General features: G+C 72.5%; 24 protein-coding genes. 7 read left to right on the forward strand and 17 right to left on the reverse strand.

Annotated elements, in window-relative coordinates:
• Positions 1 to 157: 157 nt before the first annotated feature.
• Entirely contained in the window at positions 158 to 568 is a 411-nt protein-coding gene (msrB, locus tag J3A75_RS15585; RefSeq protein WP_012319106.1) for a peptide-methionine (R)-S-oxide reductase MsrB, read from the reverse strand.
• Between the two features lie 98 nt (positions 569 to 666).
• A complete protein-coding gene (locus J3A75_RS15590) occupies positions 667 to 1857 on the reverse strand; it encodes a YihY/virulence factor BrkB family protein (RefSeq protein WP_209650417.1) in 1191 nt (396 codons plus the stop codon).
• A gap of 113 nt (positions 1858 to 1970) precedes the next feature.
• Between J3A75_RS15590 and J3A75_RS15595 the strand changes: the two genes are divergently transcribed.
• The 3 genes from J3A75_RS15595 to J3A75_RS15605 all read left to right on the forward strand — a co-directional run bounded on the left by J3A75_RS15595 (position 1971) and on the right by J3A75_RS15605 (position 4020).
• Complete coding sequence (locus J3A75_RS15595; protein ID WP_071000679.1) at positions 1971 to 3044, forward strand: UV damage endonuclease UvsE; 1074 nt, start codon at positions 1971 to 1973, stop codon at positions 3042 to 3044.
• A gap of 46 nt (positions 3045 to 3090) precedes the next feature.
• Positions 3091 to 3642 carry an RBBP9/YdeN family alpha/beta hydrolase gene (locus J3A75_RS15600; RefSeq protein ID WP_012319109.1) on the forward strand — a complete coding sequence of 184 codons (552 nt, stop codon included), beginning with the start codon at positions 3091 to 3093 and terminating at the stop codon, positions 3640 to 3642.
• Positions 3643 to 3792: 150 nt separating this feature from the next.
• On the forward strand, positions 3793 to 4020 hold the full coding sequence (locus tag J3A75_RS15605; RefSeq protein ID WP_012319110.1) for a hypothetical protein: 228 nt from the start codon (positions 3793 to 3795) through the stop codon (positions 4018 to 4020).
• 7 nt (positions 4021 to 4027) lie between these two features.
• Here the strand turns inward: J3A75_RS15605 and J3A75_RS15610 are convergent, their stop codons facing one another.
• From J3A75_RS15610 to J3A75_RS15645, 8 genes are all read right to left on the reverse strand, one after another.
• Positions 4028 to 5056, reverse strand: a complete 1029-nt coding sequence (locus J3A75_RS15610; RefSeq protein ID WP_012319111.1) for a YcjF family protein — start codon at positions 5054 to 5056, stop codon at positions 4028 to 4030.
• A 28-nt stretch (positions 5057 to 5084) separates the two neighbouring features.
• Entirely contained in the window at positions 5085 to 6530 is a 1446-nt protein-coding gene (locus J3A75_RS15615; protein ID WP_024830128.1) for a YcjX family protein, read from the reverse strand.
• Between the two features lie 87 nt (positions 6531 to 6617).
• Positions 6618 to 7745, reverse strand: a complete 1128-nt coding sequence (locus J3A75_RS15620) for a hypothetical protein (protein WP_012319113.1) — start codon at positions 7743 to 7745, stop codon at positions 6618 to 6620.
• A gap of 43 nt (positions 7746 to 7788) precedes the next feature.
• Entirely contained in the window at positions 7789 to 8577 is a 789-nt protein-coding gene (hisN, locus tag J3A75_RS15625; RefSeq protein WP_070999455.1) for a histidinol-phosphatase, read from the reverse strand.
• A 108-nt stretch (positions 8578 to 8685) separates the two neighbouring features.
• Positions 8686 to 10776 (reverse strand): AI-2E family transporter, encoded by a 2091-nt coding sequence (locus J3A75_RS15630; protein ID WP_059408925.1) that lies wholly within the window; start codon positions 10774 to 10776, stop codon positions 8686 to 8688.
• A 114-nt stretch (positions 10777 to 10890) separates the two neighbouring features.
• A complete protein-coding gene (locus J3A75_RS15635; protein ID WP_070999456.1) occupies positions 10891 to 12357 on the reverse strand; it encodes an MmgE/PrpD family protein in 1467 nt (488 codons plus the stop codon).
• 212 nt (positions 12358 to 12569) lie between these two features.
• A complete protein-coding gene (locus J3A75_RS15640) occupies positions 12570 to 13862 on the reverse strand; it encodes a nicotinate phosphoribosyltransferase (RefSeq protein ID WP_070999458.1) in 1293 nt (430 codons plus the stop codon).
• 123 nt (positions 13863 to 13985) lie between these two features.
• Positions 13986 to 14489 (reverse strand): pyridoxamine 5'-phosphate oxidase family protein, encoded by a 504-nt coding sequence (locus tag J3A75_RS15645; protein WP_024830124.1) that lies wholly within the window; start codon positions 14487 to 14489, stop codon positions 13986 to 13988.
• 128 nt (positions 14490 to 14617) lie between these two features.
• Between J3A75_RS15645 and J3A75_RS15650 the strand changes: the two genes are divergently transcribed.
• The 3 genes from J3A75_RS15650 to mobA all read left to right on the forward strand — a co-directional run bounded on the left by J3A75_RS15650 (position 14618) and on the right by mobA (position 16833).
• A complete protein-coding gene (locus J3A75_RS15650; RefSeq protein WP_058607480.1) occupies positions 14618 to 14899 on the forward strand; it encodes a hypothetical protein in 282 nt (93 codons plus the stop codon).
• A 130-nt stretch (positions 14900 to 15029) separates the two neighbouring features.
• The gene (locus J3A75_RS15655; protein WP_024830123.1) at positions 15030 to 16178 is read left to right on the forward strand and encodes an Mrp/NBP35 family ATP-binding protein; all 1149 of its coding nucleotides are present in this window, start codon (positions 15030 to 15032) and stop codon (positions 16176 to 16178) included.
• A gap of 4 nt (positions 16179 to 16182) precedes the next feature.
• On the forward strand, positions 16183 to 16833 hold the full coding sequence (gene mobA, locus J3A75_RS15660) for a molybdenum cofactor guanylyltransferase MobA (RefSeq protein WP_029361132.1): 651 nt from the start codon (positions 16183 to 16185) through the stop codon (positions 16831 to 16833).
• A gap of 118 nt (positions 16834 to 16951) precedes the next feature.
• Here mobA and J3A75_RS15665 read toward each other — a convergent pair whose 3' ends face one another.
• The 6 genes from J3A75_RS15665 to J3A75_RS15690 all read right to left on the reverse strand — a co-directional run bounded on the left by J3A75_RS15665 (position 16952) and on the right by J3A75_RS15690 (position 22417).
• The gene (locus J3A75_RS15665; RefSeq protein WP_010686120.1) at positions 16952 to 17410 is read right to left on the reverse strand and encodes a peptidylprolyl isomerase; all 459 of its coding nucleotides are present in this window, start codon (positions 17408 to 17410) and stop codon (positions 16952 to 16954) included.
• Positions 17411 to 17487: 77 nt separating this feature from the next.
• Complete coding sequence (locus J3A75_RS15670) at positions 17488 to 17985, reverse strand: hypothetical protein (protein ID WP_029361131.1); 498 nt, start codon at positions 17983 to 17985, stop codon at positions 17488 to 17490.
• A gap of 7 nt (positions 17986 to 17992) precedes the next feature.
• The gene (locus J3A75_RS15675) at positions 17993 to 18541 is read right to left on the reverse strand and encodes a peptidylprolyl isomerase (protein WP_012319123.1); all 549 of its coding nucleotides are present in this window, start codon (positions 18539 to 18541) and stop codon (positions 17993 to 17995) included.
• 27 nt (positions 18542 to 18568) lie between these two features.
• Entirely contained in the window at positions 18569 to 19072 is a 504-nt protein-coding gene (gene coaD / locus J3A75_RS15680; RefSeq protein ID WP_012319124.1) for a pantetheine-phosphate adenylyltransferase, read from the reverse strand.
• A 49-nt stretch (positions 19073 to 19121) separates the two neighbouring features.
• Complete coding sequence (gyrA, locus tag J3A75_RS15685; protein ID WP_012319125.1) at positions 19122 to 21854, reverse strand: DNA gyrase subunit A; 2733 nt, start codon at positions 21852 to 21854, stop codon at positions 19122 to 19124.
• Positions 21855 to 22099: 245 nt separating this feature from the next.
• A complete protein-coding gene (locus J3A75_RS15690) occupies positions 22100 to 22417 on the reverse strand; it encodes a hypothetical protein (RefSeq protein WP_012319126.1) in 318 nt (105 codons plus the stop codon).
• Positions 22418 to 22650: 233 nt separating this feature from the next.
• On the opposite strand from J3A75_RS15690, the gene J3A75_RS15695 reads away from it, so the two are divergent.
• Positions 22651 to 23508 (forward strand): S49 family peptidase, encoded by an 858-nt coding sequence (locus J3A75_RS15695; RefSeq protein WP_012319127.1) that lies wholly within the window; start codon positions 22651 to 22653, stop codon positions 23506 to 23508.
• Between the two features lie 4 nt (positions 23509 to 23512).
• On the opposite strand, the gene J3A75_RS15700 is transcribed toward J3A75_RS15695, so the two are convergent.
• Positions 23513 to 25201 (reverse strand): methyl-accepting chemotaxis protein, encoded by a 1689-nt coding sequence (locus J3A75_RS15700; RefSeq protein WP_245337814.1) that lies wholly within the window; start codon positions 25199 to 25201, stop codon positions 23513 to 23515.
• Positions 25202 to 25287 lie beyond the last annotated feature (86 nt).

Genomic DNA, 25287 nt, shown 5'->3' on the forward strand with positions numbered 1-25287 from the left:
TCACCGGACAGCGACAACCTGAGACTATAGAGCGCTAAGCAAAAACGCGACGAAATCAAGACCGGATCGGGTCGAGGATCCGGCCACGGCGCTGCCTGTCCCCGATATCCCGGCTTTCGCGCCCGGTTTCCGAACCCAGGTTAGCGGGACGCGCGACTCATTCAGCCGGCTCGAAATTCATCGCCGCGCCGTTCATGCAGTAGCGCAGGCCGGTCGGCGCCGGGCCGTCGTCGAAGACGTGGCCGAGGTGGCCCTGGCAGCGGGCGCAGTGCACCTCGGTGCGGACCATCCAGTGGCTGCGGTCCACCGTCGTCCCGACGGCGCCGTCGATCGGCTCGAAGAAGCTCGGCCAGCCGGTCCCGGACTCGAACTTGGTGCCCTGCTCGAACAGCGGCTGCCCGCAGCCGGCGCAGGTGAAGGTCCCGGCCCGCTTCTCGGCGAGCAGGCAGCTCGTTCCGGCCCGCTCGGTGCCGTGCTCGCGCAGGACCCGGTACTGCTCCGGCGTCAGCGCCGAGCGCCACTCGGCGTCGCTGCGGGTCTCCGGGCTGGTGGTCGGCGTGTCGGCCATGGCGATCTCCCTTTTCGCCACGCTATATAGGGAACGCGCGCCGTCTCCGGCAGTCCCGGAGGATGCCGCAGGCGTCCCGGGGACCGAAGACGCCGCGTTCAGGCGGCGGCGCCGACGGTGTCGGCCATCCGCGCCTGGCGCGCGCCCATCGGCAGCGGCGCGCCCGTTGTGGTGTCGCGGGCGGTCTGGTGCTCCAGCTCGGCGTTGATCTCGCCCCCGAGCAGCACGATCGTCGACGAGATCCAGATCCACGTCATGAAGCCGATCACGGCCCCCAGCGAGCCGTAGGTCTCATTGTAGGTGCCGAAATTGGCGACGTACCAGGAAAACAGGAGCGAGGCGGCGAGCCAGAGCAGGCCCGCGACGACGCTGCCGACCCCGACCCAGCGCCAGCGGGCATGTTCCCGGCTCGGCCCGAACCGGTAGAGCACCGACAGGCCGCCGAGGAGGACGATCAGGATCGCCGGCCAGCGCAGGGCCGCGAGCAGCCAAGCGGTCGAGCCGAGCCCCAGGAAGTTCAGCACCACCGGCACGACCACGATCACGTTGAGCGCGACGATGATGAACAGCAGGGCGCCGACCGTGAAGGTGAGCGACCGGAGGTTGAGCCAGAAGAAGTTCCGCTTCTCCTCCTCCTCGTAGACGACGTTCAGCGCGTCGAACATCGCCTTCATGGCCGCGTTGGCGCTCCAGATCGACAGGAGCAGGCTGGAGAAGAACGTGATGCTGAGGGAGCCGCTGCCCTTGGCGGCGATGCGCTTGACCTGGTCGCCGATGAGTTCGACCGCGCCGGACGGCAGGACCGCGTGCAGCTGGGCGAGGTGATCGTTGATGACGGTCACGTCGGCGAACAGGCCGTAGCAGGAGACCAGCGCGGCGATGGCGGGGAACAGCGACAGCAGCGTGTAGAAGGTCACGCCGGCGGCGACCGCCAGGACCCGGTCCTTGTTGAATTCCAGGTAGACCCGGACGGCGATGTCCTTCCAGCCGGACCGCGTCATCTCGGCGGGGCTGTCGGCGGCGCGACCGCGCTCGGGCTGGGTCGCGGCGGTGAGCTGCGCGGCGCGCCCGGAGATCGAGCGCGCGCCCGCGGCCACGCCCTTCCGCAGGCCCGCGTCGTCGCAGGGCGGGTCGCGGTCGGCCGGCGGCTCGTCGGCGGGAAGAACCGCGGGCACGCCGCGCCGCGCCGGCGCCGCCGCGAGGGCGACCAGCGCCGAGCCGAGCATCAGGATCCAGAGGATCGAGCCGGTCTCGGAGGAGGCGGTCGAACGCGTCGGTGACGGGGGCATGGGTCGGAGCCAGTGCGCGGAACTGCCGCGCTCGGGACTCCCAACGTCGTCGTGCCGCGGCCGTTCCGCGCGTCGCACGGGGACGCCGCAGCCCTTCGCGCGTTGTGCTCGTCATGCGCGATCAGCCCCGTCTCGGATTCTGCTGCAAGTTCGTCCTGGACGAGCCTCCCGGCACACACGCCACCCTCAAGGCGGAGCGCGAGGCCACGCTGCACATGAACCTCACCAGCGTGACGATGGCCTATCTCACCAAGCTGGAGCCCGCCGCCCGGCGGGCGAAGCTCGCCGGCCTCGTCGCCCACAACCTCGACGCCCTCGCCCGCCAGATCGACTGGGTCGGGGCCCGGCCGCCGCTGGAGCGCCTCCTGCGCATGGCGAGCAACGTCCTGCCGGGCTACACCCACCCGATCGCGCAGGCGCTTTACGCCGAGCCCGAGATGGCGGCGCTCGTCGAGCGCGGCCTCGCCGAGGCCGGGGCGCTGGCCCGCCGGCTCGGGGTGCGCCTGAGCTTCCACCCGGGACCGTTCTGCCTGCTGGCGAGCCGCAACCCGGCGGCGATCGCCAACGGCCTGTCCGAGCTCGACTACCACGCCGAGATCTTCGACCGGATGGGCTACGGCGGCGGCTGGCACCCGCACGGCGCCCACATCAACATCCATGTCGGCGCGGGCGATCCCGGGGTCGAGGGCTTCCGCGAGACCCTGCCCCGGGCGAGCCGGGTGGCGCGCGACCTCGTGACGGTGGAGAACGACGAGAACGTCTTCGGCCTCGACGCGGTGCTGCGGCTCGCCGACACCGTGCCGGTCGTGCTCGACCTGCACCACCACTGGGTCGAGAGCGGCGGCGAATATCTCGAGCCGGACGATCCCCGGATCGCCCGGGTGACGGAGTCCTGGCGCGGCGTCCGGCCCGTGGCCCACATCAGCGTGTCGCGCGAGGCGGTCTCCGCCGCCTGCGATCCGGACTCCCTGCCCGACTTCCCGGCCCTGCGCGCGGCCGGCCACGCGGTCCGGGATCTTGCGGCCCATTCCGACATGATGTGGAACCGGGCGGTGAACGACCTCGTCGCCCGGCACCTCGCCTGGGCGGATTTCGAGATCGAGGCCAAGGCGAAGAACTGCGCCTCCGTGCAGATCGCCCGTCACATCCTGGCGCTCGAGGCGGCCGCGCCGATCGCGGCCGAGTGACGGGACGGTCTCGACGCGTCCGCCGGTCCGCACTAGGCATCCCGGTATGAAGACCGCCGATTGCGACATCCTCATCGTCCCGGGGCTCGGGGGCTCCGAGGAAGACCATTGGCAGGCCCGCTGGGCGGGCCGCCTCGCCACCGCGCGCGTGGTCGAGCAGGACCAGTGGCACGCCCCGACCCCGGAGGCGTGGTGCGGGCGCATCGCCGAGGCGGTCGCGGCGGCGACGCGCCCGGTCATCCTGATCGCCCACAGCCTCGGCGTGGTGGCCTGCGTCGAGGCGGTCCCGCTTTTCCCCGCGGGGGTGGTGCGCGGCGCCCTCCTGGTGGCGCTCCCGGATGTCGAGGAGGCGCCGGACCTGCCCGACTCGGTCCGGACCTTCGCGCCGGTGCCGCGCGAGCCCCTGCCCTTCCCGTCCCTGCTGGTCGCCAGCCGCACCGACCCGTACTGCCGCTACGAGCGGGCGGACGACTTCGCCCATGCCTGGGGCGCGCTCACGGTCGACGCGGGCGAGTCCGGCCACCTCAACGTGGCGAGCGGGCACGGGCCCTGGCCCGAGGGGCTGATGCGGCTCGCCGGGTTCCTGAAGGGGCTGTGAGCCTGCGAGCGCCGCCGCGCGCGTGAGGACGGTCGGTGTCCCCGCGGCCGGGGTGAACCGGTGGGGCCGCATTAACGCGCTGTTTACCACCGCCCTCTTCAGTGGCGGCACGGGCGGTCCTTCGTCCCGAAGCCGCCCCTGGAGAGCACCGTGACGCGCAAAGAGCTTCTGGAACGACTCGAAGCGGTGCAGACCGCCCTCGGCCCCCGGGCCCAGAGCAACTTCAACAGCTCGCTGTTCAACGACGTGACGCTGCTCAAGCGGATCGAGGCCTTCGAGGCCAAGCTCGGCGAGCCCGAGAAGCCGAAGACCGCCGACTACACCGGCAACATGTTCTCGCGCATCGCCAACCGCCGCGCCGCCGCGGGCGCCAAGTAGCCCGCCACTATTTCGGCTCGGCCTCGGCCGAGCGCAGCAGCTCGCCGGCGACGTCGGCGAGCCGCGGCGGGGCCTCCCGCACGAACGGCAGCGGCCGGCAGACGTTCAGCGCCGCGAGCCCGAACCGGGCGGTCATCAGCCCGTTGAGCACGCCCTCCCCCAGCTTGGCGGAGACCCGGGCGGCGATCCCGAGACCCAGCACCTGCTGCATCACGCTCTCGCCCACCGCCATCCCGCCGGTGACCGTGAGATGCGCGAGCGCCGCGCGCCCCAGCCGCAGGAAGCCCAGGAAGCCCGGTCGGCCGCCGTAGATCGCGGCGATCCGGCGCAGCAGCCGCACCGCCGCGAACACCACGAAGGCCACGTCCACGATCGCCCGCGGGCTGAGCGCCGTCACCGCCGAGACCTGCTTGGCCGTTGTCGCGATGGCGTTGCGCGCCTGCCTGTCGAGCCCGGCCAGCAGCTCGTGCTCGGCGAGGCCGATCCGGTCGTCGACGTCGAGGATCGCGTCGGCGGCCGCGTCGATCCGGGCGCGGCCCGCCGCCAGGGCGTCGCGGTCCGCGTAGAAGGTCGAGAGCGCCTGGACCACCGCCTGCGCGCCGGTGTGGTCGCGGGTCGCGAGGGCGTCCAGCGCCGACTGGCGCAGCCGCTCGATCTTGCGCTCCCGCCGCAGGCCGGCGAGTTCCCGCACCACGATCGCCAGCAGCGCGAGCGCCGCGAGGCTGAGCAGCGCCAGGGCCACCCAGCCGAGCCAGGGGGCGGCCTGGAACAGGTCGCTGATCATCCGCTCGACCGACAGGCCGACGCCCAGGGAGACGAGGCCGCCCACCGCCGAGAGGAACAGGGCGCCCCAGGGCGAGCGCCGCCGCGGCGCCACCGGCACGGCGACGCCGTCCGCGGCGTCGACGATCTCGAAAGGCTCCTCCACGATCCGGGCCTGCGGCGGCCGGGGGCCGAGCGGCGTCGTGGTCACGCTCGGCGCGGCGGCCGGCTCGGGATTGATCCGGAAGGCGCGGGGTTTCTGGCCGGAGGTCATGGTCGCGGGCTCCGCATCGCACACATCGTCACGCCAGCCGGTCGCCGATCAGGAACTGCATCGCCCGGTCGAGCCGGATCTGCGGCAGGTGCCCGGGGCGGCCGAACCCGTCGGGCCGCACCAGCGGCGGCCGGAAGCGCGGGAAGCGCAGCGAGCCCGGCTCGACCGCACCCTCCAGCACCGCCTCGGCACGGGCGGGCAGCTCGCCCGGGAAAATCGCGGCCTCGCTGTCGCCGTCGAAGACCTCGTCGCCCACCACCTCGCCGGCCTCCGGGGTGCCGGCCACCGCCCGCAGCGTCTCCGACCCGTCGTGGACGGTGGTCTCGCGGGTGGCGCGCACGGAGGCCAGCGCCACGGTGCCGACCCGGGCGCCCGCGGCCTCGGTCCGCCGCATGGCCCGCGACACGAGCAGCCGCAGCAGCGCGTCGAGCCGGTCGTGGCTCGTCTGGTGGAGGTGGTCGGCCTTGGTGGCGGCGAACAGGACCCGGTCGGCCCGGGGGGCGAACAGCCGCGACAGCACCGTGTTGCGGCCGATGTTGAGGCTGAGCAGCACCGCGTCCAGCGCCTCCTCCAGCTCCGCCAGGGCGGTCGGGCCGGCATCGACCGCCGACAGGACGTCCACCAGCACGATCTGCCGGTCGACTCGCTGGAAATGGTCGCGGAAGAACGGCGTCACGACCTTGGCCTTGTAGGCCTCGAAGCGCCGCTCCATCAGCCCGGCGAGGCTGTCGGGGGCGATCGTCTCGGTGAGCCGGTCGAGGGGCGCGAAGGTGAGCGCCGGCGAGCCCGCGAGGTCGCCCGGCATCAGGAACCGGCCCGGGGGCGTCGTCGCCACGGCTTCCGGGCCGGCGCGCAGGCCCGCGAGGTAGGTCTTGAAGGCGTCGCTCGCCCGCTCGGCCGCGACCTCGTCGAGGGGGCCGTTCGGGTCGAAGCCCTTGAGCGCCTCGAGCCAGGGCGCCGCCACGGCGGCGCGGCCGGGTCGGCGCGTGCCGCCGATCGTGGCCCGGGACCACGCGGTGTAGCTGGTCTCGATCAGCGCGAGGTCGAGGAGCCACTCGCCCGGGTAGTCGACCACGTCGAGCATCAGGGTCGCGGGGCCGGAGCGCCAGCCGGCGGCGCGCTCGTAGGCGATCTCCAGGCGGAACTGGCTGATCCGGTCGGTGGAGCGCGGCCACCGCCGCGCCTCGGTGAGGGTCGCGAAATGCTCCTCGAACGGGAAGCGCGGCACGTCGTCGTCGGGCTGGGGCACCAGCTTGGCCCGGCGCAGGCGGCCCTCCTGCGCGGGCGCGAAGGCCGGCAGCGCGTGCGTCTCCACGAGGTGGTGGATCAGCGCCGTGGTGAACACGGTCTTGCCCGACCGCGCGAGCCCGGTCACGCCCAGTCGCAGCGTCGGCTGGACCAGCAGGTCGTGCGAGGCTTCGGCGAAGGCTTTGACGGCCGAGCCGGCACGCGCGGCAAGGTCGATCAGGGGCACGGGCGGGCTCGGGGTGAGGGGAACGGGCCGGGCAGAGGTGGCGCGGCCGGGGCCGAACCGCAAGGCTTGCCGCTCGGGAAGGCTCCCCTAGGGCGGCGCGGTGCTGGCGGCCGGCGTGAGCGGCCTCAGCCGGGCGATCGCCCCGGCCACGAGGTCCGGGCCGGCCCGCAGCGTGCCGAGTTCCACCGCCGACATCGCCAGCATCACGGGCGCCAAGTTGGCGCGCGGCGCGCCGTCCGGCCCGAACAGGTCGAGGTCGTCGCCGGGCTTCAGGCCGACGCTGGCGCTGATCCGGTTGGCGTAGGCCTGGATCCGGACCTCGTCGCCGGTGCAGAGCGGGGCCGGCAGGCGCAGGTCGAGCACCGGCAGGCCGGCCGCGATCGCGGGCAGAAGCGCGGATTCGGCCACCATCCGCTCGGCGCTCGGGACGCGGCCCGGCTTCCGGTCGAGGAGTGCGGACGGGTCGGCGACGCTCCCGGCCGGGCGGCCGCTGGAGGCGGAGATCCCGGCGGCGATGTCGGGAACCGGCTGCAGCATCGCCACCCGCGGTATGGCGGCCGGGCGCCTGCTCGGGCGGCCGGCCATCCGGGCGAGCGGCGACCAGGGCTGCACCCGCAGGGCTGCCCGGCCGCGCGGCGCGCCGCCGGGGCGGTGCGCGGCGAGGTAGCGGGCGCGCAGGGTCCGCCCGAGCCCCCGGGGCGCGAGGGCCGCCGAGACGGCGGGCGTCGCCACCGCCCGGCCCGGCCGCGCGGGCGCGGCGCCGACGCGGCACTCGGCCGGCGCCCAGCGGCGCACGATGGCCAGCGCCGTGCGGCGGCCGTAATCCCGGTAGTAGCGCCGCAGCAGGCTCGCGGCGGCGTCGGCGCCGTCGTCGAGGGTGGCGAAGGCGGTGTGGCCCTCCCCGTCGGCGCCGATCTCACCGGGCCAGCGGGCGGACTTGATGCACCAGCCGTTGTTGAGCCGCACGCAGCGGGCGACGTAGGGCGGGTCGTCGGCCAGCGAGGCCGTGACCGCCAGCGCCCGCGGCGTCAGCTGCGCGCCGGTCTGGGCGTGCCAGTTGGACACGGAGCGGGTCGCGGGATCGAAGCGCGGGGGCCGTCCGTCCGCCGGGGCGGTGGCCGCCGCCGGAAGCGGCAGGGCGCGCGCGAGGGCGTCCGCGCCGGCCTCGGCGTGCGGCACCAGGGCCGTGACCAGGATCAGCGCGTTCAGCAGCACGCGGACGAACCTTCGCGGCGGACGGACTGGAGACGGCCGCGCGTCACGGGTTCAGAACCTTGAGCGCGGCCTCGTGCAGCCGCGGGTCGCCGGCCGCGATCACGCGGCCGCCGCCGGCGGCGGAGCCGCCGTCCCAGGCCGTGACCCGTCCCCCGGCCCCCTCGACGATCGGGATCAGCGCGACGATGTCGTAGGGCTTCAGACCGGCCTCGACCACGAGGTCGATCTGGCCGGCCGCCAGCATGCAGTAGGCGTAGCAATCGGCGCCGTAGCGGGACATCCGCACCTGGCCTTCCAGTGCCCGGAAGCGCTCGGCCTCGTCTCCGGCCGCGAACAGGCGGGGATCCGTCGTGGCCAGGATGGCCTGGGCGAGATCCCCGCAGCGGCGGGTGCGCAGGGTCCGCTCGGCCGCCGGCGCGCGGAGCTTGGCGCTGCGCCCGTCCCCGGTGAACCGCTCCGCGAGGTAGGGCTGGTGCATCATCCCCCGCACCGGCACGCCGTTGCGGGTCAGCCCGATCAGGGTGCCCCAGGTCGGCAGGCCGCCGATGAAGGCGCGGGTGCCGTCGATCGGGTCGAGGACCCAGACGCACTCGGCGTCGGTGCGCTCCGCGCCGAACTCCTCGCCGAGGATGCCGTGGCCCGGGAAGGTCTGGCCGATCATCGCCCGGAGGACGACCTCGGCGGCCCGGTCGGCCTCGGTGACCGGATCGAACGGCGCCCCGCCGCGGGCCTTGTCGTCCAGGCCGAACTGGGCGCGGAAGAACGGCAGGATCGCCTTCCCGGACGCGTCCGCGAGGTCGTCCATGAACCGGCCGAGTTCGACGACGCTCATCCGTTCCGTCCCCTGTTCCGCCCGAAGGCCGCGCGGCCAACTGGCCCGTTCCGACGAAACCGGCGCGCGCCCCTGCCCGTCAAGCCCTCGCCCCCGCGCATCCTCGGCTCACGCTCTGGCCGGCGCGGGCAGCCCCGCCGTTTCGCCGCAGGCGTCCGGGGCGCTCTCCGCGGCGCCGTCCGACCCGCCCTCCGGCGCGTCAGCCGCCGCCGCGTCCTCCTGCGCGGCCGCCAGGATAGCCTCGACCGCCTCGCGCAGCGATCCCACCTGCGCGTCGGCCTCGGCGGCGCCCCCCGGCCCGCCGGCGAGGCGGTTCGCCCCACCGTCCTGGGCGAGCCACAGGCCGAGCAGGACCGGCACGCCGGGGACCCGGCCCCTCAGCCGGCGGATCAGGCGGCGCAGGTGGGTCGGCTCGCCGTCGAGCGCCAGGGAGACCACGCAGGCGATGCGCGCCGGCCCGGCCTCGAACCGGCCGATCCGCACGGAGGCCGTCTCGGCGAAGGGGACCGTGCGGACGCCGAGGCCGCGCTTCTCCAGGATCTGCGCGAGGATCGCGGCCGCGGCCTCGTCCAGGAAGCCGCGCCCGGCCACGCACAGCACCGCGCCCTCGCGCGTCCAGGCGGCGGGCAGCGCCTCTGGGGCGGGTCCCATCGGGAGCGGGCTGCAAGCGCTCTCCTCGCCCTCGCCCGTCGCCCCCGTGACGGCGTCGCTCCGGTCGGAGAGGTCGGCGACCAGCTCGGTGAGCGCGGCCCGCATCGCGCCCTTCTGCTGCGCCGTCAGCACCCCGCGGGCCGCGTCGCGGGCGGCGAGTTCCAGCGCCTTGAGCACGACCTCGTCGTAGTAGGAGGAGAGCGAGCACTGCTGCAGGATCAACTCGGCATGGCCCAGCACCTCCTCGGAATCGCCCGCCAGGATGCGCTGGTAGAAGTTCTGGACGGGCGTCAGCGCCGGCCGGTCGCCGAACAGCACGTCCAGGAACTCCAGGTGCTCGACGTAGCGGCCGAGCACCACGAGGCAGACGGTCAGCGGCGTCGAGAGCAGCAGCCCGACCGGCCCCCAGAGCCACGTCCAGAACAGGGCGGAGACCAGGACCGCGAAGGGCGAGAGGCCGGTGGACTGCCCGTAGAAGATCGGCTCGAACACCTGACCGGTCAGCGGCTCCAGGACGATGAACAGGATCGCCACCGCGATCATCATGTTCCAGCCGGGATCGACCGCGGCGGCGAGCGCCATCGGCAGGATCGCCGACAGGACCGCCCCGAGATACGGCACGAAGCGCATCAGGGCCGCGAAGATCGCCCAGAGCACCGGATTCGGCACGCCGATGATGTAGAGGCCGATGCCGATGACCACGCCGAAGGCGGCGTTGAGGGCCAGCTGCACCACGAAGTAGCGGCTCAGGCGCTTGGCCGCGTCGTCGATGGCCACGGTGGTCCGGTGCAGGTCGCTCGATCCGGCCAGCCGGATCATGCGGTCGCGCAGGTCCTCGCGCTGCATCAGCACGAACAGCAGCACCACGAAGACGATGCCGACCGTGGCCAGGGGATGCATCACCGGCGTGAGCACGGTCGAGAGCATCTCCAGGGAGCCCGGCGGGGTCGTGGCGACCTCGACGAGGACGGGCTTCGGCGCGGCCTGGGTCGGCTCGGGGCCCGGTGACGGTGTCGAGGGCGGTGTCGAGGGCGGTGTGGCGGATTGCTGGGCGGCCGACTGCGTCTCCGGGCTGCCGGCTTCCTTCGCGCCGTGGAGCGCCCGCCCGATATTGGCGACGTACTGCGTGACGTGGCCGACGGGGGAGTTCCGCAGCCCGTCGATCTTGCGCTCGATGGTGTCGCGGTAGCGGGGGACGTCGCCCGCGAGGTCGGCGGCCTGGATGCCGATCAGGGTGGCCAGGGCGGCCACGATGCCGACGGTCAGGAGCACGCTGACGCCCACCGCCGCCAGCCGCGGCAGCCGCAGCCGCCGCAGGCGGTTCACCAGCGGCGTCAGCACGAACGACAGCAGCAGCGCGATCGCGATCGGGATGAAGATCTCGCGGCCGAAATACAGGGCGGCGATGATGGTGGCGCCGACCACGACCGGCGACGCCATGGCGGCCCGCGGCGTCTCGGCGGCGGCCACGCGGGTCGGCCGCGGCGGGATCAGGGAAGTTCCGGGCCGCGCTGCCGGTTCGACCCCGACCGGGGTTCTCGTGCCCATACCGTGATCCACGTCCCGAACGCCACGCGCGGGCGGCCGCCGGGAGCGGCGGAGGCCTCGCGGACGGGGAACGGCACAGGACGCGAAAACGATCCCGCGGGCTTCGCGCGCAGGTTAGGTCCCCGCGACGCCGGCCCGCGCCACGTCGCCCGCATCCTTCAGGTCGGGCAGCGACCAGCACAGCTGCATCACCTTCCGGGCCTGCGCGTCCGGCAGGATCCCGGCGGCGAGGTCGGTGAACTTCGCCTCCAGCTGCGCGTCCGACATCGGCTTCTCGACGCTGCCGATGGCGTGCTCGATATGCCGGTGGAACGTCCGCCCGTCGGTCAGCGTCACGGTCATGTCCACCTGCGCGGGGTCGACGCCGGGGGTGATCACCGGGACCACCTTCTGGCGCAGGGCCACCACCCGCGGATCGTTCACGGCCCGGTCGCTGAACTGCTTCTCGCCGCCCGCGCCCTCCACGAAGGCCACCGCGGCCGCGTGGTAGATGCTGAACTTGCCCTCCAGGCCGGTCTTCGGCGCGGTCTTGCCGGTCAGCTCCAGGACCAGCGGGTGGACCTTCAGGTCGACGCGCTGGACGTCCTCCGGCCTGACGTGGTCCGCGTCGCGGATCTGGATCGCGGCGTCGATCGTCGGGTGCATGACGATCCCGCAGGCGAAGGGCTTGTAGGTGTTGAGCTGGGCCTCGTAGCGCGTGCCGAGGCCGTCGGTGATCTCGGACCAGTCCTGCTTGGTGGAGATCGTGTTGGCCCAGCCGCGCTTGGCCTCGATCATCCCGTCCGACGAGGTGAAGCCCTTCGCCGCCAGGATCGCGGCGAACAGGCCGTTGGACGCGGCCCGGCCCGGGTTGAAGCTCTTGTTCATCGAGCCGAACGACTCGCGCAGGCCCACCGGCTGCGAGGCGGCGAGCCCCAGGGCGTAGACCATCTGCTGCTCGGTGAGCCCCATCAGCTTGCCGGCCGCCGCGGCGGCGCCGAAGGGTCCGCAGGTGCCGGTGATGTGCCAGCCGGCGTCGTAGTGGTTCGGGTAGACCGCGTTGCCGATCCGGCACTCGGCCTCGATCCCGACCACCAGCGCGTCGAGGAAATCCTTGCCGGAGACCGGCTTCATCGCCGCGTAGGCCAGGATCGCCGAGGCGACCGGGCCGGCCGGGTGGATGATCGTCTTCAGGTGGGTGTCGTCGAAGTCGAAGATGTGGCTCGACACGCCGTTGAGGAAGGCGGCGTTCATGATGTCGAACCGCTCGGTCCGGCCGAACAGCCCGGCCTGCGGCGGCCCCGAGAAGGGCTGCAGCGCCGAGACCGCCACGTCCACGGTCTCGTGGTGCGAGCCGCCGATCGCCACCCCCACCCAGTTGAGGAAGCTGCGCACGCCCTCGCGGCGGACGGGCTCCGGCAGGGTGTCGTAGGTGGATCCGAGGATCCACTGCGCGAGGATCTTCGTCACGGGCGGCGGCGGTGCTTTCGCGGCCGGCTTGGCGGCCGGCTTGGCGGTCTCGGCCGCCTGCGCGCCCTGCAGGGCCGGAGCCGTGAGAGCGAGGCCCGCGGCCCCGATGAGCGAGCGGCGATTCATCGACATGGCGTTCTCCCGGACGGGGCCGCCCGGGGCGGCTCCGATTGCCGGGCACGATAATGAATTCATCCCCAGGTCGGCAGCCTCCGTGTTTCACACGGCCGGGTCTGATACGCGTTCCGCTCGAGCGCTTCGGTGGACGGGTCCCTCACTGTCATCACGTCGCTCCGCTCGCGAGGCCGGCGGTGCCGGAATCCTCCGCCGGTGGTGTGCGCCCGTCACACCAGTACCGGCAGCGCCTCCTGCTCGCCCACGGCGAAGACCCGCCGGTAGCGGGCGACCTCGTCGGCCGGCCCCTGCGCCTTGGTGGGATTGTCGGAGAGCTTCACGGTCGGCCGGCCGTCGGCCTCGGTGACCTTGCAGACGATCGAGACCGGGTCGAGCTTCCCCTCCGGCAGGAGCCCGCGGAAATCGTTGGTGAGCAGCGTGCCCCACCCGTAGCCGATGCGCATGCGGCCGTGGAACCGGGCGTGGATGCGCTCGATCTCGTCGATGTCGAGCCCGTCGGAGAAGATCGCGAGCTTGTCCCGCGGGTCGTGCCCGCGAGCCTGCCAGAAGCGGATCGCCTCCTCGCCGCCCTCGATCGGATCCTTCGAGTCGATGCGGATGCCGGTCCAGTCGCTCACCCAGTCCGGGGCGTTCGCCAGGAATCCGGTGGTGCCGTAGGTGTCGGGCAGGATCACCAGCAGGTTGCCGCCGTAATCCTCCTGCCAGTCCGACAGCACCGCGTAGGGCGCGGCGGCGAGCGCCGCGTCGTCCTCGGCGAGCGCCGCGTAGACCATCGGCAGTTCGTGAGCGTTCGTGCCGACCGGCTCGACCTCCTGCCGGGCCGCGATCAGGCAGTTGGAGGTGCCGAGGAACGCGCCGCCGAGGCCTTCCGCCATCGCCTGCACGCACCAGTCCTGCCACAGGAAGCCGTGGCGCCGGCGCGTGCCGAAATCCGCCACCGACAGGTCCGGCAGCCTCTGCAGGCGCTCGATCTTCTCCCAGACCCGGGTCATGGCGCGGGCGTAGAGCACCTGCAGGTCGAGCTTGCCGAGGCCACGCAGCACGGCCCGCGCCCGCAACTCGTTGAGGATCGCGAGCGCCGGGACCTCCCACATCGTGGTCTCGACCCAGGGACCGTGGAAGGTCAGCTCGTACTGGCCGTCATGGACGGCGAGCTCGTATTCGGGGAGTTGGAAGGCCTCGAACCAGCTCACGAATTCGGGTCCCAGGATTCGCCCCTGGCCGCGGAAGACGTTGCCGCGCAGCCACGTGATCTCGCCCTTGCTGAGGCGCAGGGTCCGGGCGTGGTCGAGCTGCTCGCGCAGCAGACCGGCATCGACCTCGTCGACGATGCGGATGCGCCGCGTGCGGTTGGTGATGCCGAAGGTGGTCCGGATGTCGGGGTGTCGGCGCAGGATCGTCTGCGCCATCAGGAGCTTGTAGAAATCCGTGTCGAGCAGCGACCGCACGATCGGGTCGATGCGGAAGCTGTGGTCGTAGACTCGCTTCGCCAGATCCAGCATTCGTAAGGCACTCTGCCGCGCTTCGATCGCGCAGAGCGCATGCCGGAACCGCCGACGTCAAGAAGACGGGCGGCCTCCTCCCGGAGACCGCCCGCGGAAAGGCCGTGCCCTGAACCCGGACTCTCAGGCGAGATCGACCTTCTTGGTCTCGGTCTTCGGGCTCTCGCCGGTGAGCGAGGCCTTCACGTAGCCGTAGAGGTGCAGCATCGTGCTGTTCGGGCTGTCCCAGTACTCGCCCTTCTCCGGGTGGACGCGGATCAGCGCGACCTCCGGATCGTCCTTGCCGTTCGGGAACCAGGTCTTCAGGCTCTCATTCCACTTCGCGTCGATGATCGACTGGTCGCGGACAATCTCGGCCTTTCCGGCCACCGAGACGTAGTTCTGGCTCGACGGATCGGAATAGGCGAGGTTGATCTGGTTGTCCTTGCTGATCTCGGCCGTCTTGGGCGAGTGCAGCTTGGTGAAGAACCACAGGTCACCGTTCTCGTCGGCGTCGTTGTTCCACATCGGGCGGCTGTTGAGCGTGCCGTCGGAATCGACGGTGGTCATCATGGCGATCTTCACGTCCTTGATGAGCTCGAACAGCTTCTTCGCGCCCTCGTGGTCGCGGTGGTTGCCCTGATGCATGAAAGTGGTCTCCTACGCGTCGTTTCGGTCCCGGCGGGGTCTCCGGAGGGGGGCCCCGGCCGAAGGCTGCCCCGACAACGGATCAGTCTCCCGTTGGTTCAGCTTGCCCGTGCGGTGAGGAGGTTCGGATGAATCAGGGTCGAGGGATCGGCCGGGTAGCGGCGGCGCTGGTCGCGTTCGGACTCGGCCTGCTGCCGGCCGCCGCAGAGGTGCGCTTCGGCCCGGGCGTGCGCATCGGCGGCCACGACTTCTCGAACCGGCGCTACGGCAGCGTCCACATCGAGCGCGTCAAGCGACTGCGCGGCCCGCTCGGCTGCCGCCGCCTGCGCCACGGCTTCTACCGGCGCGGCGACGGGACCGTGGTGCGCGGCCCGATGGAGGAGTGCAACCTCATCGCGCGCCCGCACTGAGATGGGTGGCGGGACGGCCCCGGGGACGCAGGCCGCCGCCGGCGGCGCCGATTGCGGGTCCGGGGTCTGGTGTTCTCGGCCCGCTCGGTTACATGCACTGGCATACCTGCTTGCCCCGCTGGAGGACATCTTGGCGATCACCCGCGACGACGTGCTGAAGGCGCTCGCCGGCATCACGGTCGATGCCGCCGGCACCACCCTGCCCGGCTCGGGACGGCTCTCCCAGGTCGTGGTCGATCCGAACAACCGGGTGATGTTCTCGATCCTGGTCGATCCCAGCGAGGCCGAGCGGTTCGAGCCGGTGCGGCGGCAGGCCGAGGGGCGCGTCCTGCAGATGCCGGGCGTCTCGGGCGTGTTCGCGAGCCTCACCTCCGAGCGGAACCAGAGCCACCCGGCCCAGAGCAGCGCCGCCCCCCGCCCCGTGACGCCGCCGCCGGTCGCGCCGCCGCGGCCCGGCGCGCCGCCGAACCAGGGCCCGCAGATCGCGGGCGTGCGCCACATCGTGGCGGTCGCCTCCGGCAAGGGCGGCGTCGGCAAGTCGACCACCGCCTGCAACCTCGCCCTGGCGCTCCAGGCACAGGGACTGAAGGTCGGCCTCCTCGACGCCGACATCTACGGCCCGTCCGTGCCGAAGCTGTTCGGCCTCTCGGGCAAGCCCAACGTCGTCGACAACAAGGCCATGGAGCCGATGATCGGCTACGGGCTCAAGGTCATGTCGATCGGCTTCCTGATCGAGCCGGAGACGGCGATGATCTGGCGCGGCCCGATGGTCCAGTCGGCGATCACCCAGATGCTGCGCGACGTGCTCTGGGGCGAGCTCGACGTGCTGCTCGTCGACATGCCCCCCGGCACCGGCGACGCGCAGCTCACCATGGCGCAGGCGACGCCGCTGTCCGGCGCCGTGATCGTCTCGACCCCGCAGGACCTCGCGCTGATCGACGCGCGGCGCGGCGTGACTATGTTCAAGAAGGTCGCGGTGCCGATCCTCGGCGTGATCGAGAACATGGCGACCTTCGTCTGCCCGAATTGCGGCCACGCCTCGCACATCTTCGGGCACGGCGGCGCGCGGATCGAGGCGCAGCGCCTCGGCGTGCCGTTCCTCGGCGAGGTGCCACTGAACATGACGATCCGCGAGACCTCGGATTCCGGCCAGCCGGTGGTGGCGACCGATCCGGACGGGCCGCACGCCAAGGTCTACCGCGACATCGCCGCCCAGCTCTGGGCGAACCTGTCCGGCGCGCCAGCCGGGCGGACGGCGCCGAAGATCGTCTTCGAGTGATCCCATGCCGTCGCCGGCTGTCGCTTCGCCGGTCCTGGGCCTGATCCTGGCCGGCGGCCAGGCGCGGCGGATGGGCGGCGGCGACAAGCCGCTGCTGCGGCTCGGGGGGCGGACCCTGCTGGAGCGGGTGGTCGAACGGCTCGGGCCGCAATGCGGGGCGGGGCTGGTGCTCAGCGCCAACGGCGACCCGGCGCGGTTCTCCGGCTTTCCCGGGCCGGTCCTGCCGGACCCCGTGCCGGATCAGCCGGGACCGCTCGCCGGCATCCTCGCCGGACTGGAGCACGCCGCCGCGCGGGGTGTCGCGCGGGTGGTCAGCGTGTCGGGCGACGCGCCGTTCCTGCCGGGGGATCTGGTGGCGCGCCTCGACGCCGCCGGGCCGGAGACCGGCATCGCGCTCGCGGCCTCGGGGGAGCGGCAGCACTACACGATCGCCCTCTGGCCGACGGCCCTGCGCGACGCGCTCCGGGCCTATCTCGAGCGGGGCGAGCGGCGCGTCGGCGCCTTCATCGCGCGCCGCGGGGCCGCGGTGGCGTCCTGGCCGGTCGAGCCGGTGGATCCGTTCCTCAACCTCAACACGCCGGCGGATCTGGCGGCGGCGGAAGCCCTGGATCGAGGGTTGATGCGGTCCGCCAGCATCGCGAGCGAAGCGCAGTGACCCAGGGCGGCGCGACGGAGGAAGTCGTCGTGCCCCCTGGATGGCTTCGCTCCGCCCGCAACGACAGCGGCGCCGAAGCCACCGAGAGATGGCTTCAGACGTGAGGCTTAATCCGGGCTCAGGCCGCCGCGACGGTCGCCTTCACGATCTTGTCCGGCGAGCGCGGCGGCTCGCCCTTGTTGATCGTGTCGACCACGTCCATGCCTTCCACGACCTTGCCCCACACCGTGTACTGCTTGTCGAGGAAGCGGGCATCGTCGAAGCAGATGAAGAACTGCGAGTTCGCCGAGTGCGGGAAGTTCGTCCGCGCCATGGAGCAGGTGCCGCGCACGTGCGGCTCGGCGTTGAACTCGGCCTTCAGGTCCGGCAGGTCCGAACCGCCCGAGCCGGTGCCCGTCGGGTCGCCCGTCTGGGCCATGAACCCGTCGATCACGCGGTGGAACGGCACGCCGTCGTAGAAGCCCTGGGCGGCGAGCGTCTTGATCCGCTCGACATGGCCCGGGGCGAGGTCGGGGCGCAGCGCGATCACGACGCGGCCCTTGGTGGTCTCCAGCACGATGGTCTCGTTGTCGGCCATGGTCTTTCCTTCCGGTTGGGGGAACTGTATCGGCGCGCTCCGGATCCGGCCAGCGCCCGTGTCGGGTTCGCCGGCGCTCAGGCCGGCGGGCGGTAGACGAAGCGGAGCGCCACCGGCCGGCCCGCGATCGCCCGGCCCAGGCCCGGCGTGATGTGGGCCGGGGTGCAGCGCGCGAGGGCGTCGAGGGTCCCGCGCACCAGGGCGGTCCGCTGATCGCCCGCGACCCCCGCCGCGTAGGTGACGCGGGGCGGCCCGATCAGGCTGCCGTCGCGCCGCAGCGCGAGCCGCAGGGTGATCTCGATGTCGTCGGCGCCGCCGCTCGGGCGGCCGAGGCCGCCCGGAGCCTGCCAGCAGGCGGCGAGCGCCGGGTAGAGTTCGGCCAGGGTGTCGGCGGGCCTGGTCGCCATCCGGGCGACCGGCACCGGGACCGTGGCGCGCAGGGTCTGGGGCAGGCTCAGCGGATAGCCGCCCCCCGGCCCGTCGGCGTAGCCGTAGAACGGCGCGCCGTCATAGGCCGCGGCGGCCGCCGGGATCAGGCTCAGCAGGAGGATCGAGGCGGCGCGCCGGCCGGGCATGCGGCCGCTACTTGGCCTTCTCGGCGAGCGTCATGCTGACGATCTTGTCGGGGTCCTGCACGGCCCCGCCCGGCGCGCCGGGGGCGGCCTTCTTGATCTTGTCGAGGACGTCGAGCCCGTCCGTCACGTTGCCGACGATCGTGTACTGGCCGTTCAGGAACGGCGCGTCGCCGAGGCAGATGAAGAACTGCGAGTTGGCCGAGTTCGGATCCTGCGACCGGGCCATGCCCACGGTGCCGCGGCGGAACTGGGCCGCCTGCGTGAACTCGGCCGGGATGTTCGGCAGGCTGGAGCCGCCGGTGCCGTTGCCCTTCGGGTCCCCGGTCTGGGCCATGAAGCCGTCGATGACGCGGTGGAACTTGAGGCCGTTGTAGAAGCCCTGCGAGACCAGCGTCTTGATCTGCTTGACGTGCTTGGGCGCGAGGTCGGGCCGCAGCTCGATGGTGATCCGCCCGTCCTTGGTCTGGAGATAGACCGTGTTGGCGTCGGCGGCCCGGGCGGCCTGGACGGTGCCGAGCGTGAGGGCGAGCGCGAGGAGGGCGTGGCGTCGGTTCATCGTGGTCCTTCCAGGGTCGGGCCGGTCTCAGGAATGGGCGGCGAAGCGCTGCCGGAGGCGCGCGGCGACGGCCGCCGGCACGAAGGGCGAGACGTCGCCCCCCATGCCGGCGATCTGGCGCACCAGCGTCGCGGTGATCGGTCGGGCCTGCGTCGAGGCGGGCAGGAACACGGTCTGCACCTCGGGCGCCATGGCGCCGTTCATGCCGGCGAGCTGCATCTCGTAGTCGAGATCCGTGCCGTCCCGCAGGCCGCGGATGAAGATCGCGGCGCCGCAGCGCCGGGCGGCCGAGACGGCGAGGTCGTTGAAGGTGACGATCTCCAGCGCCGCGCCCTCGGCCTGTGCCACCGGTCCGCAGGTCTCGGTGAGGAGCGCCGCGCGCTCCTCGGCGGAGAACAGCGGCGCCTTGCCGGGATGGACGCCGATGGCGATCACGAGGCGGTCCACCAGCCGGCAGGCTTGGCGGACCACGTCGAGATGGCCGTTCGTGACCGGATCGAACGAGCCGGCGTAGAGGGCGGTGCGGGTCATCGCGACCCGACCTAGAGCATTTTCGCGCCGGACGGAACCGGGCGGCGCCTCACGCCTCCTCGCCGCCCTCGGGGCCGGCCTCGGCGCCCTCGTCCTCGCCCTCGATGTGCTCCACCGAGACGACCTTCTCGTCCTTGGCGGTGTTGAACACCGTCACGCCCTGCGAGGCGCGGCCGACGATGCGGATGTCGTCCACCGGCACGCGGATCAGCTGGCCGCCGTCGGTGACCAGCATGATCTGGTCCGAGGCCTCGACGGGGAAGGACGCCACGAGGCTGCCGTTGCGGGCGTTGACCCGCATCGCCGTGATGCCCTTCCCGCCGCGTCCCGAGGTCCGGTACTCGAACGACGAGGAGCGCTTGCCGAAGCCCCGCTCCGACAGGGTGAGCACGTACTGCTCGGCCGCGCCCATCTCGTTGTAGCGGTCCAGCGAGATCGCCGCCGCCTCGGCGCCGTCCTCGGCCTCGGCGTCGCCGTTCTCCTCGGACTCACCGGTGACGGCGCGGCGCATCTTCAGGTAGCCGGCCCGCTCCTCGGCCGTGGCGTCGAAGGCATTCAGGATGGTCATCGAGATGACCTTGTCGTCCTTGCCGAGCAGGATGCCGCGCACGCCGGTCGAGTCGCGGCCCTTGAACACGCGCACGTCCTCGACGGGGAAGCGGATGCACTGGCCGAGCGCCGTGGTCAGCAGCACGTTCTGGTCCGGACGGCAGATCTCGACATGGACGATGTGGTCGCCCGGATCGAGCTTCATGGCGATCTTGCCGTTGCGGTTCACCGTGGTGAAGTCCGACAGCTTGTTGCGCCGGACATTGCCGCGCGCGGTCGCGAACATCACGTCGAGCGTTTCCCACGAGGCCTCGTCCTCGGGCAGCGGCATGATCGTGGTGATGCGCTCGGAGGTGTCCTGCAATTGCAGGATGTTGACCAGCGCCTTGCCGCGGGCGTTCGGCGCGGCCATCGGCAGGCGCCAGACCTTCTCCTTGTAGGCCTGGCCCTGGCTGGAGAAGAACAGCACCGGCGTGTGGGTGTTGGCCACGAACAGGCGGGTGACGAAATCCTCGTCGCGGGTCGCCATGCCGGAGCGACCCTTGCCCCCGCGGCGCTGGGCCCGATAGGTCGAGAGCGGCACGCGCTTGACGTAGCCGGCGTGCGACACGGTCACCACCATGTCCTCGCGGGCGATCAGGTCCTCGTCCTCGACGCTGCCGTCGAAGTCGACGATCTCGGTCTTGCGCGGTGTGGCGAACTGCTCGCGCACCTCGGCCAGTTCGCCCTTGACGATCCCCTGGATGCGGGCGCGCGAGCGCAGGATGTCGAGATAGTCGGCGATCTCGTCGGCCAGCGTCTTCAGCTCGTCGCCGACCTCGTCGCGGCCCAGAGCCGTGAGGCGCTGCAGGCGCAGGTCGAGGATGGCGCGGGCCTGGGTCTCGGACAGGCGATAGGTGCCGTCCTCGGCGACCCGGTGGCGCGGGTCGTCCACCAGGGCGATCAGCGGCGCGATGTCGTGGGCCGGCCAGTCCCGGCCCATCAGGGCCTCGCGGGCGGCGTTCGGGTCCGGCGAGGTCCGGATCAGGCGGATCACCTCGTCGATGTTGGCGACCGCGATGGCGAGGCCGCACAAGACGTGCGCCCGCTCGCGGGCCTTGCCGAGGAGGAACTTGGTCCGCCGGGAGACGACCTCCTCGCGGAAGTCGACGAAGGCCTGGAGCAGGTCCTTCAGGTTCATCAGCTCGGGGCGGCCGCCGTTCAGCGCCACCATGTTGCAACCGAAGGAGGATTGCAGGGGCGTGAACCGGTAGAGCTGGTTCAGCACCACGTCCGCCATGGCGTCGCGCTTGATCTCGACGACGATGCGCATGCCCGACCGGTCGGATTCGTCGCGCAGGTCGGAGATGCCCTCGACGCGCTTCTCCTTCACCAGCTCGGCGATCTTCTCGACGAGGGTCGCCTTGTTCACCTGATAGGGAATCTCGGTGAAGATCAGCGCCTCGCGCTCCTTGCGCAGCTCCTCGACATGCGACTTCGCGCGCATGATCACCGAGCCGCGGCCGGTGGCGTAGGCCTGCCGCGTGCCGGCCCGGCCGAGGATCATGCCGCCGGTGGGGAAATCCGGGCCGGGGACGATCTCGGTGAGCTGCTCGATGGTGAGCCCCGGATCGTCGATCAGCGCCACGCAGGCGTCGATCAGCTCGCCGAGATTGTGCGGCGGGATGTTGGTCGCCATGCCGACCGCGATGCCGCCGGCGCCGTTGACCAGCAGGTTCGGGAAGCGGGCCGGGAGGACGGTCGGCTCCTCGCGCGACTCGTCGTAGTTCGGTCCGAAATCGACGGTGTTCTTGTCGATGTCGGTGAGCAGCGCCGTGGCGGGCTTGGCGAGCCGCGATTCGGTGTAGCGCATGGCGGCCGGCGGATCGCCGTCCACCGAGCCGAAATTGCCCTGCCCGTCGATGAGCATCAGGCGCATGGAGAAGTCCTGCGCCATCCGCACGAGGGCGTCGTAGATCGATTGGTCGCCGTGCGGGTGGTAGAGACCGATCACGTCGCCGACGATGCGCGCCGACTTGACGTATTTCCGCTCGGGCAGGTGCCCGGATTCGAAGGCGGAGTAGAGGATGCGCCGGTGCACGGGCTTGAGCCCGTCGCGCGCGTCGGGAAGCGCCCGGCTCACGATCACGCTCATCGCGTAATCAAGGTAGGAGCGGCGCATCTCGTCGGTGATGGAGACGGGGCGGATGTCGCTGGCGGGCGGGGCGGCGCCAGTCGGATCGTTCTCGGCCAAGTCGATTTCCGTTCTGAGGCCCGGACGGGCGGTGCTCGCGGCGGCCAAGCGGCGCGCGATGCGCCGGAACGGCCTTGCGGAAGAGCAGTGATATCAGACGGTTAAATAAGGTTTTCCGAGGCCGCCCGCAAGGTCGCAGCGCGGCCGCCGGCAGGCTCGGCCGCGGGGTCTCCGGCAGGGTCCCCGGCACAGTTCCCGGCGGGGCCGCGCCCCGGCCGGATCGGGCCGGGACGCGGGGGCTTGGCTCAGTAGAACGTGACGTGCCGGTGGCCGTACGGGCGGCCGTGCCAGACGTGGTGGCGGTGCCAGTGGCGGCGGAAATGGTGGTGCCGGTGCCAGTGGTGGCGGCGATGCCAGTGGTGGCGGCGATGGTGCCAGTGGCGCCGCCAGTGGTGACGCCGGTGCCAGTGGCGGCGGTAGCGCCAGTGGGCCTGCTGCACCGCGGGGGCGGGCGCCGCGGCCTCGGCGCCGGCGGGGACCGGCAGGGGCGCCGCCCGCGCGGGCGCAGTCGCCAGCCCGCCGAGCAGCGCGGCGAGGAGGACCAGGATCGGCCAGGGTCGCATCGTTTCTCTCCCGTGTGAGCGCCCGTCCGAGTCCAGCGGATCCGGGCCGGCACGAGGCTCGCGCCGTCGCCTGAAACGGCCAAGGTCGGCAAACGGTTCGATCCGTTCTGACTGCGCAGATGCGCCGCCGTCGCGCGCCGCCCTTGCGCGGCGCCGGAAAGCGCCCAGTTTCCGCAACAGGCGCTTCCGGGCCGTCCCCCGCCCGGCTTCCCGATGAGCCGCGTAAGACTCCCATGGCGTTCGCGTTCCCCGACACATTTCGCGCCCTCCTCCCGCGCCGCTTCCGGGACCGACGCCCGCGGGTCGCGGTGGTCCGGCTGTCGGGCACGATCGGGGCGGTCTCGCCGATCCGGCCGGGGCTCTCGATCGGGAGCGTCGCGGGCAGCCTGGAGCGCGCCTTCGGGATGCCGGGGGTGAAGGCGGTGGCGCTGGTGATCAACTCGCCCGGCGGCTCGCCGGCGCAGTCCCACCTGATCCACCGCCGCATCCGGGCGCTGGCCGACGAGAAGGGCGTGCCGGTGATCGCCTTCGTGGAGGATGTCGCGGCCTCCGGCGGCTACATGATCGCCTGCGCGGCCGACGAGATCGTCGCCGACCCGACCTCGATCGTCGGCTCGATCGGCGTGGTCTCGGCCGGGTTCGGCTTCCACGGCCTGCTGGAGAAGCTCGGCGTCGAGCGCCGGGTCCACACGCAGGGCGAGGCGAAGTCGATGCTCGACCCGTTCCGCCCGGAGGATCCCGCCGACGTGGAGCGCCTGAAGCGCATCCAGGCCGACGTGCAGGACCTGTTCACCGGCCTCGTCACGGCCCGGCGCCCGACCCTGTCGCGAGCCGAGAACCTGTTCACCGGGGCGGTCTGGACCGGGCGGCAGGCGCTGCCCCTCGGACTCGTCGACGCGCTTGGCGACGTGCGCACCGCGATGCGCGCGCGCTTCGGCGACAAGGTCGACCTGCGCCTCGTCGCCGAGGCCCGGGGCGGATTCCTGTCCCGCCTGCTGCGCCGCGGCGGCGCGCCGGGCGGGATCGACCTGGCCGAGGGGGCGATGGCCGCGTTCGCGGAGCGCGCGGCCTTCGCCCGCTACGGGCTCTGAGGCGTCAGGCCGCGACCTGGCCGAGGAAGCGCTCGATCTCGGCCTCGAGGTCGGCCGCGACCGTGTCGACGGTCTGAGCCGCGTCGGTGACGGTGGCGGCCATGCGGGCCGAGCGCCGGGCCGCGCCGGCGACCGTAGTGAGGCCCCCCGCGATGGCCTCGGTGGCGCCGGCCGTGTCGGCGACGTTGCGGGAGATCTCGGCCGTGGCCGCGCCCTGGGCCGAGACCGCCGACGCGATCCCGCCCGTGGTGACGCTGACCGCCCGCATCCGCTCGCCCATCCGGCCGATCGCCGCCACGGCCGCCGTTGTCGAGGCCTGCACACCGGCGATCTGGCTGCCGATCTCCTCGGTGGCCTTCGCGGTCTGCGACGCCAGGGCCTTCACCTCCGCGGCCACCACGGCGAAGCCCTTGCCGGCGGCGCCGGCCCGGGCGGACTCGATCGTGGCGTTGAGCGCCAGCAGGTTGGTCTGCTCGGCGATCTGGCGGATCAGCCCGACCACGGCGCCGATGCGCCCGGCGGCCTCGGCGAGTTCGCCGATCTCGGCGTTCATCGCGTCCGACTCCGCGGCGGCGGTGGCCACCAGGGCCTCGGCCTGGTCGAGCTGGGTCCCGATCTCGGCGATCGAGGCGGAGAGCTCCTCGGCGGCGCTCGCCACGGTCTGGACGCTGGCCGAGGTCTCGTGCGAGCCGCGCTCGGTCTCGGCGACGGCGACCTCCGCCTCGGCGGAGCTGGCCGCCATCTCGCCGGCCCGGGCCCGCATCGCGCCGGTGCTGGCGGTCAGCGCGTCCTTCAGGCGAACGACCTGCCCCCGGAACGCCTCGATGGCCCGGTCGAGGGCGGCCCGCCGCCGCGTCTCGTCGGCCGCGCCCGCGCTCTGCAGGCTCTCGAGCTCCCGGGTCCGCAGCCCGGCGACGCGCAGCACCTCGAGGGCGCGCGCCACGGTGCCGATCTCGTCGCCGCGCCCCGCGTGGGGGATCGCCGAGTCCAAGTCGCCGGCCGCGAGGGCCTCGATCCGCGCCGCGATCGTCGCGAAGGGCCGGAACAGCCGCGCCGCCGCCAGCCCGACGAGGGCGCAGGCCAGCACCGCGATGACCAGGGCGGCGACGCTGAGGCTCGTCATCGTCTGGGCGTGGGCGTCGAAGTACATCTCGATCGGCAGCCCGACGAACAGGATGCCGTTCACCTTGCCGGTGGTGTCGACCGTCGGGTGGTACACTGTGTAGTAGCGCCGCCCGAACAAGGCGGCCGGCCCCTCGTAGGTCCGACCGGCGCGGATCGCGGCCTGGGCCGGGCTGTCGGCGGCGAGCGCCGTGCCGACCGCGCGGGTCCCGTCCTCCCGGCGCACCGTGGTCTGGCGCCGCACGAAGCTGTCGGAGGCGGGCTCGTAGCTGAAGACCGTCGCCAGGCCGCCCGAATAGGCGACGGCGTCGTCCACGACGCCGGCATCGGCGAAGCCGGACAGGCTCGGCGTCGACACCCGGGCGACGCGCGCGCCGTCGAGGTCCGCCGCCGCGCCCTCGACCCGCGCCGCCAGGACGAGCGCCAGAGTTCTCAGGTTGCGCTCGCCGTTGGTGCGCTGACGCGCCTCCATCTGCGACCAGGTCTGCCGCGAGACCGTGATCCAGATGGCGCCGGCGGTGACTGTCACGGCGAGCATCGCCAGCAGGATGACTTTCGTAGACAGAGTCATCCTGCGCAGCGAATAGGAATGTGTGCGCATCTATTGGTATCCGTGCCTATAGCCGGCACGAACACTCGTTTGCGAAGTTGAAATGA

The sequence above is a fragment of the Methylobacterium sp. PvP105 genome (assembly GCF_017876975.1).
GTDB classification, from domain to species: Bacteria; Pseudomonadota; Alphaproteobacteria; order Rhizobiales; family Beijerinckiaceae; genus Methylobacterium; species Methylobacterium radiotolerans.

Excerpts from the sequence above, each read along its gene's own strand:
- J3A75_RS15670 (WP_029361131.1), bottom strand. The coding sequence starts at position 17,985 with ATGCCCGGCCGGCGCGCCGCCTCGATCCTCCTGCTGAGCCTGATCCCG.
- J3A75_RS15695 (WP_012319127.1), top strand. The coding sequence starts at position 22,651 with ATGGCGTTCGCGTTCCCCGACACATTTCGCGCCCTCCTCCCGCGCCGC.
- hisN (WP_070999455.1), bottom strand. The coding sequence starts at position 8,577 with ATGAGCGTCGTCGAACTCGGCCGGTTCATGGACGACCTCGCGGACGCG.
- J3A75_RS15675 (WP_012319123.1), bottom strand. The coding sequence starts at position 18,541 with ATGAACCGACGCCACGCCCTCCTCGCGCTCGCCCTCACGCTCGGCACC.
- J3A75_RS15600 (WP_012319109.1), top strand. The coding sequence starts at position 3,091 with ATGAAGACCGCCGATTGCGACATCCTCATCGTCCCGGGGCTCGGGGGC.
- msrB (WP_012319106.1), bottom strand. The coding sequence starts at position 568 with ATGGCCGACACGCCGACCACCAGCCCGGAGACCCGCAGCGACGCCGAG.
- J3A75_RS15700 (WP_245337814.1), bottom strand. The coding sequence starts at position 25,201 with ATGACTCTGTCTACGAAAGTCATCCTGCTGGCGATGCTCGCCGTGACA.
- J3A75_RS15635 (WP_070999456.1), bottom strand. The coding sequence starts at position 12,357 with ATGTCGATGAATCGCCGCTCGCTCATCGGGGCCGCGGGCCTCGCTCTC.
- J3A75_RS15690 (WP_012319126.1), bottom strand. The coding sequence starts at position 22,417 with ATGCGACCCTGGCCGATCCTGGTCCTCCTCGCCGCGCTGCTCGGCGGG.
- coaD (WP_012319124.1), bottom strand. The coding sequence starts at position 19,072 with ATGACCCGCACCGCCCTCTACGCCGGCTCGTTCGATCCGGTCACGAAC.
- J3A75_RS15590 (WP_209650417.1), bottom strand. The coding sequence starts at position 1,857 with ATGCCCCCGTCACCGACGCGTTCGACCGCCTCCTCCGAGACCGGCTCG.
- J3A75_RS15645 (WP_024830124.1), bottom strand. The coding sequence starts at position 14,489 with ATGCATCAGGGCAACCACCGCGACCACGAGGGCGCGAAGAAGCTGTTC.
- J3A75_RS15610 (WP_012319111.1), bottom strand. The coding sequence starts at position 5,056 with ATGACCTCCGGCCAGAAACCCCGCGCCTTCCGGATCAATCCCGAGCCG.
- J3A75_RS15665 (WP_010686120.1), bottom strand. The coding sequence starts at position 17,410 with ATGGCCGACAACGAGACCATCGTGCTGGAGACCACCAAGGGCCGCGTC.
- J3A75_RS15650 (WP_058607480.1), top strand. The coding sequence starts at position 14,618 with ATGAATCAGGGTCGAGGGATCGGCCGGGTAGCGGCGGCGCTGGTCGCG.
- J3A75_RS15595 (WP_071000679.1), top strand. The coding sequence starts at position 1,971 with ATGCGCGATCAGCCCCGTCTCGGATTCTGCTGCAAGTTCGTCCTGGAC.
- J3A75_RS15630 (WP_059408925.1), bottom strand. The coding sequence starts at position 10,776 with ATGGGCACGAGAACCCCGGTCGGGGTCGAACCGGCAGCGCGGCCCGGA.
- J3A75_RS15640 (WP_070999458.1), bottom strand. The coding sequence starts at position 13,862 with ATGCTGGATCTGGCGAAGCGAGTCTACGACCACAGCTTCCGCATCGAC.
- mobA (WP_029361132.1), top strand. The coding sequence starts at position 16,183 with ATGCCGTCGCCGGCTGTCGCTTCGCCGGTCCTGGGCCTGATCCTGGCC.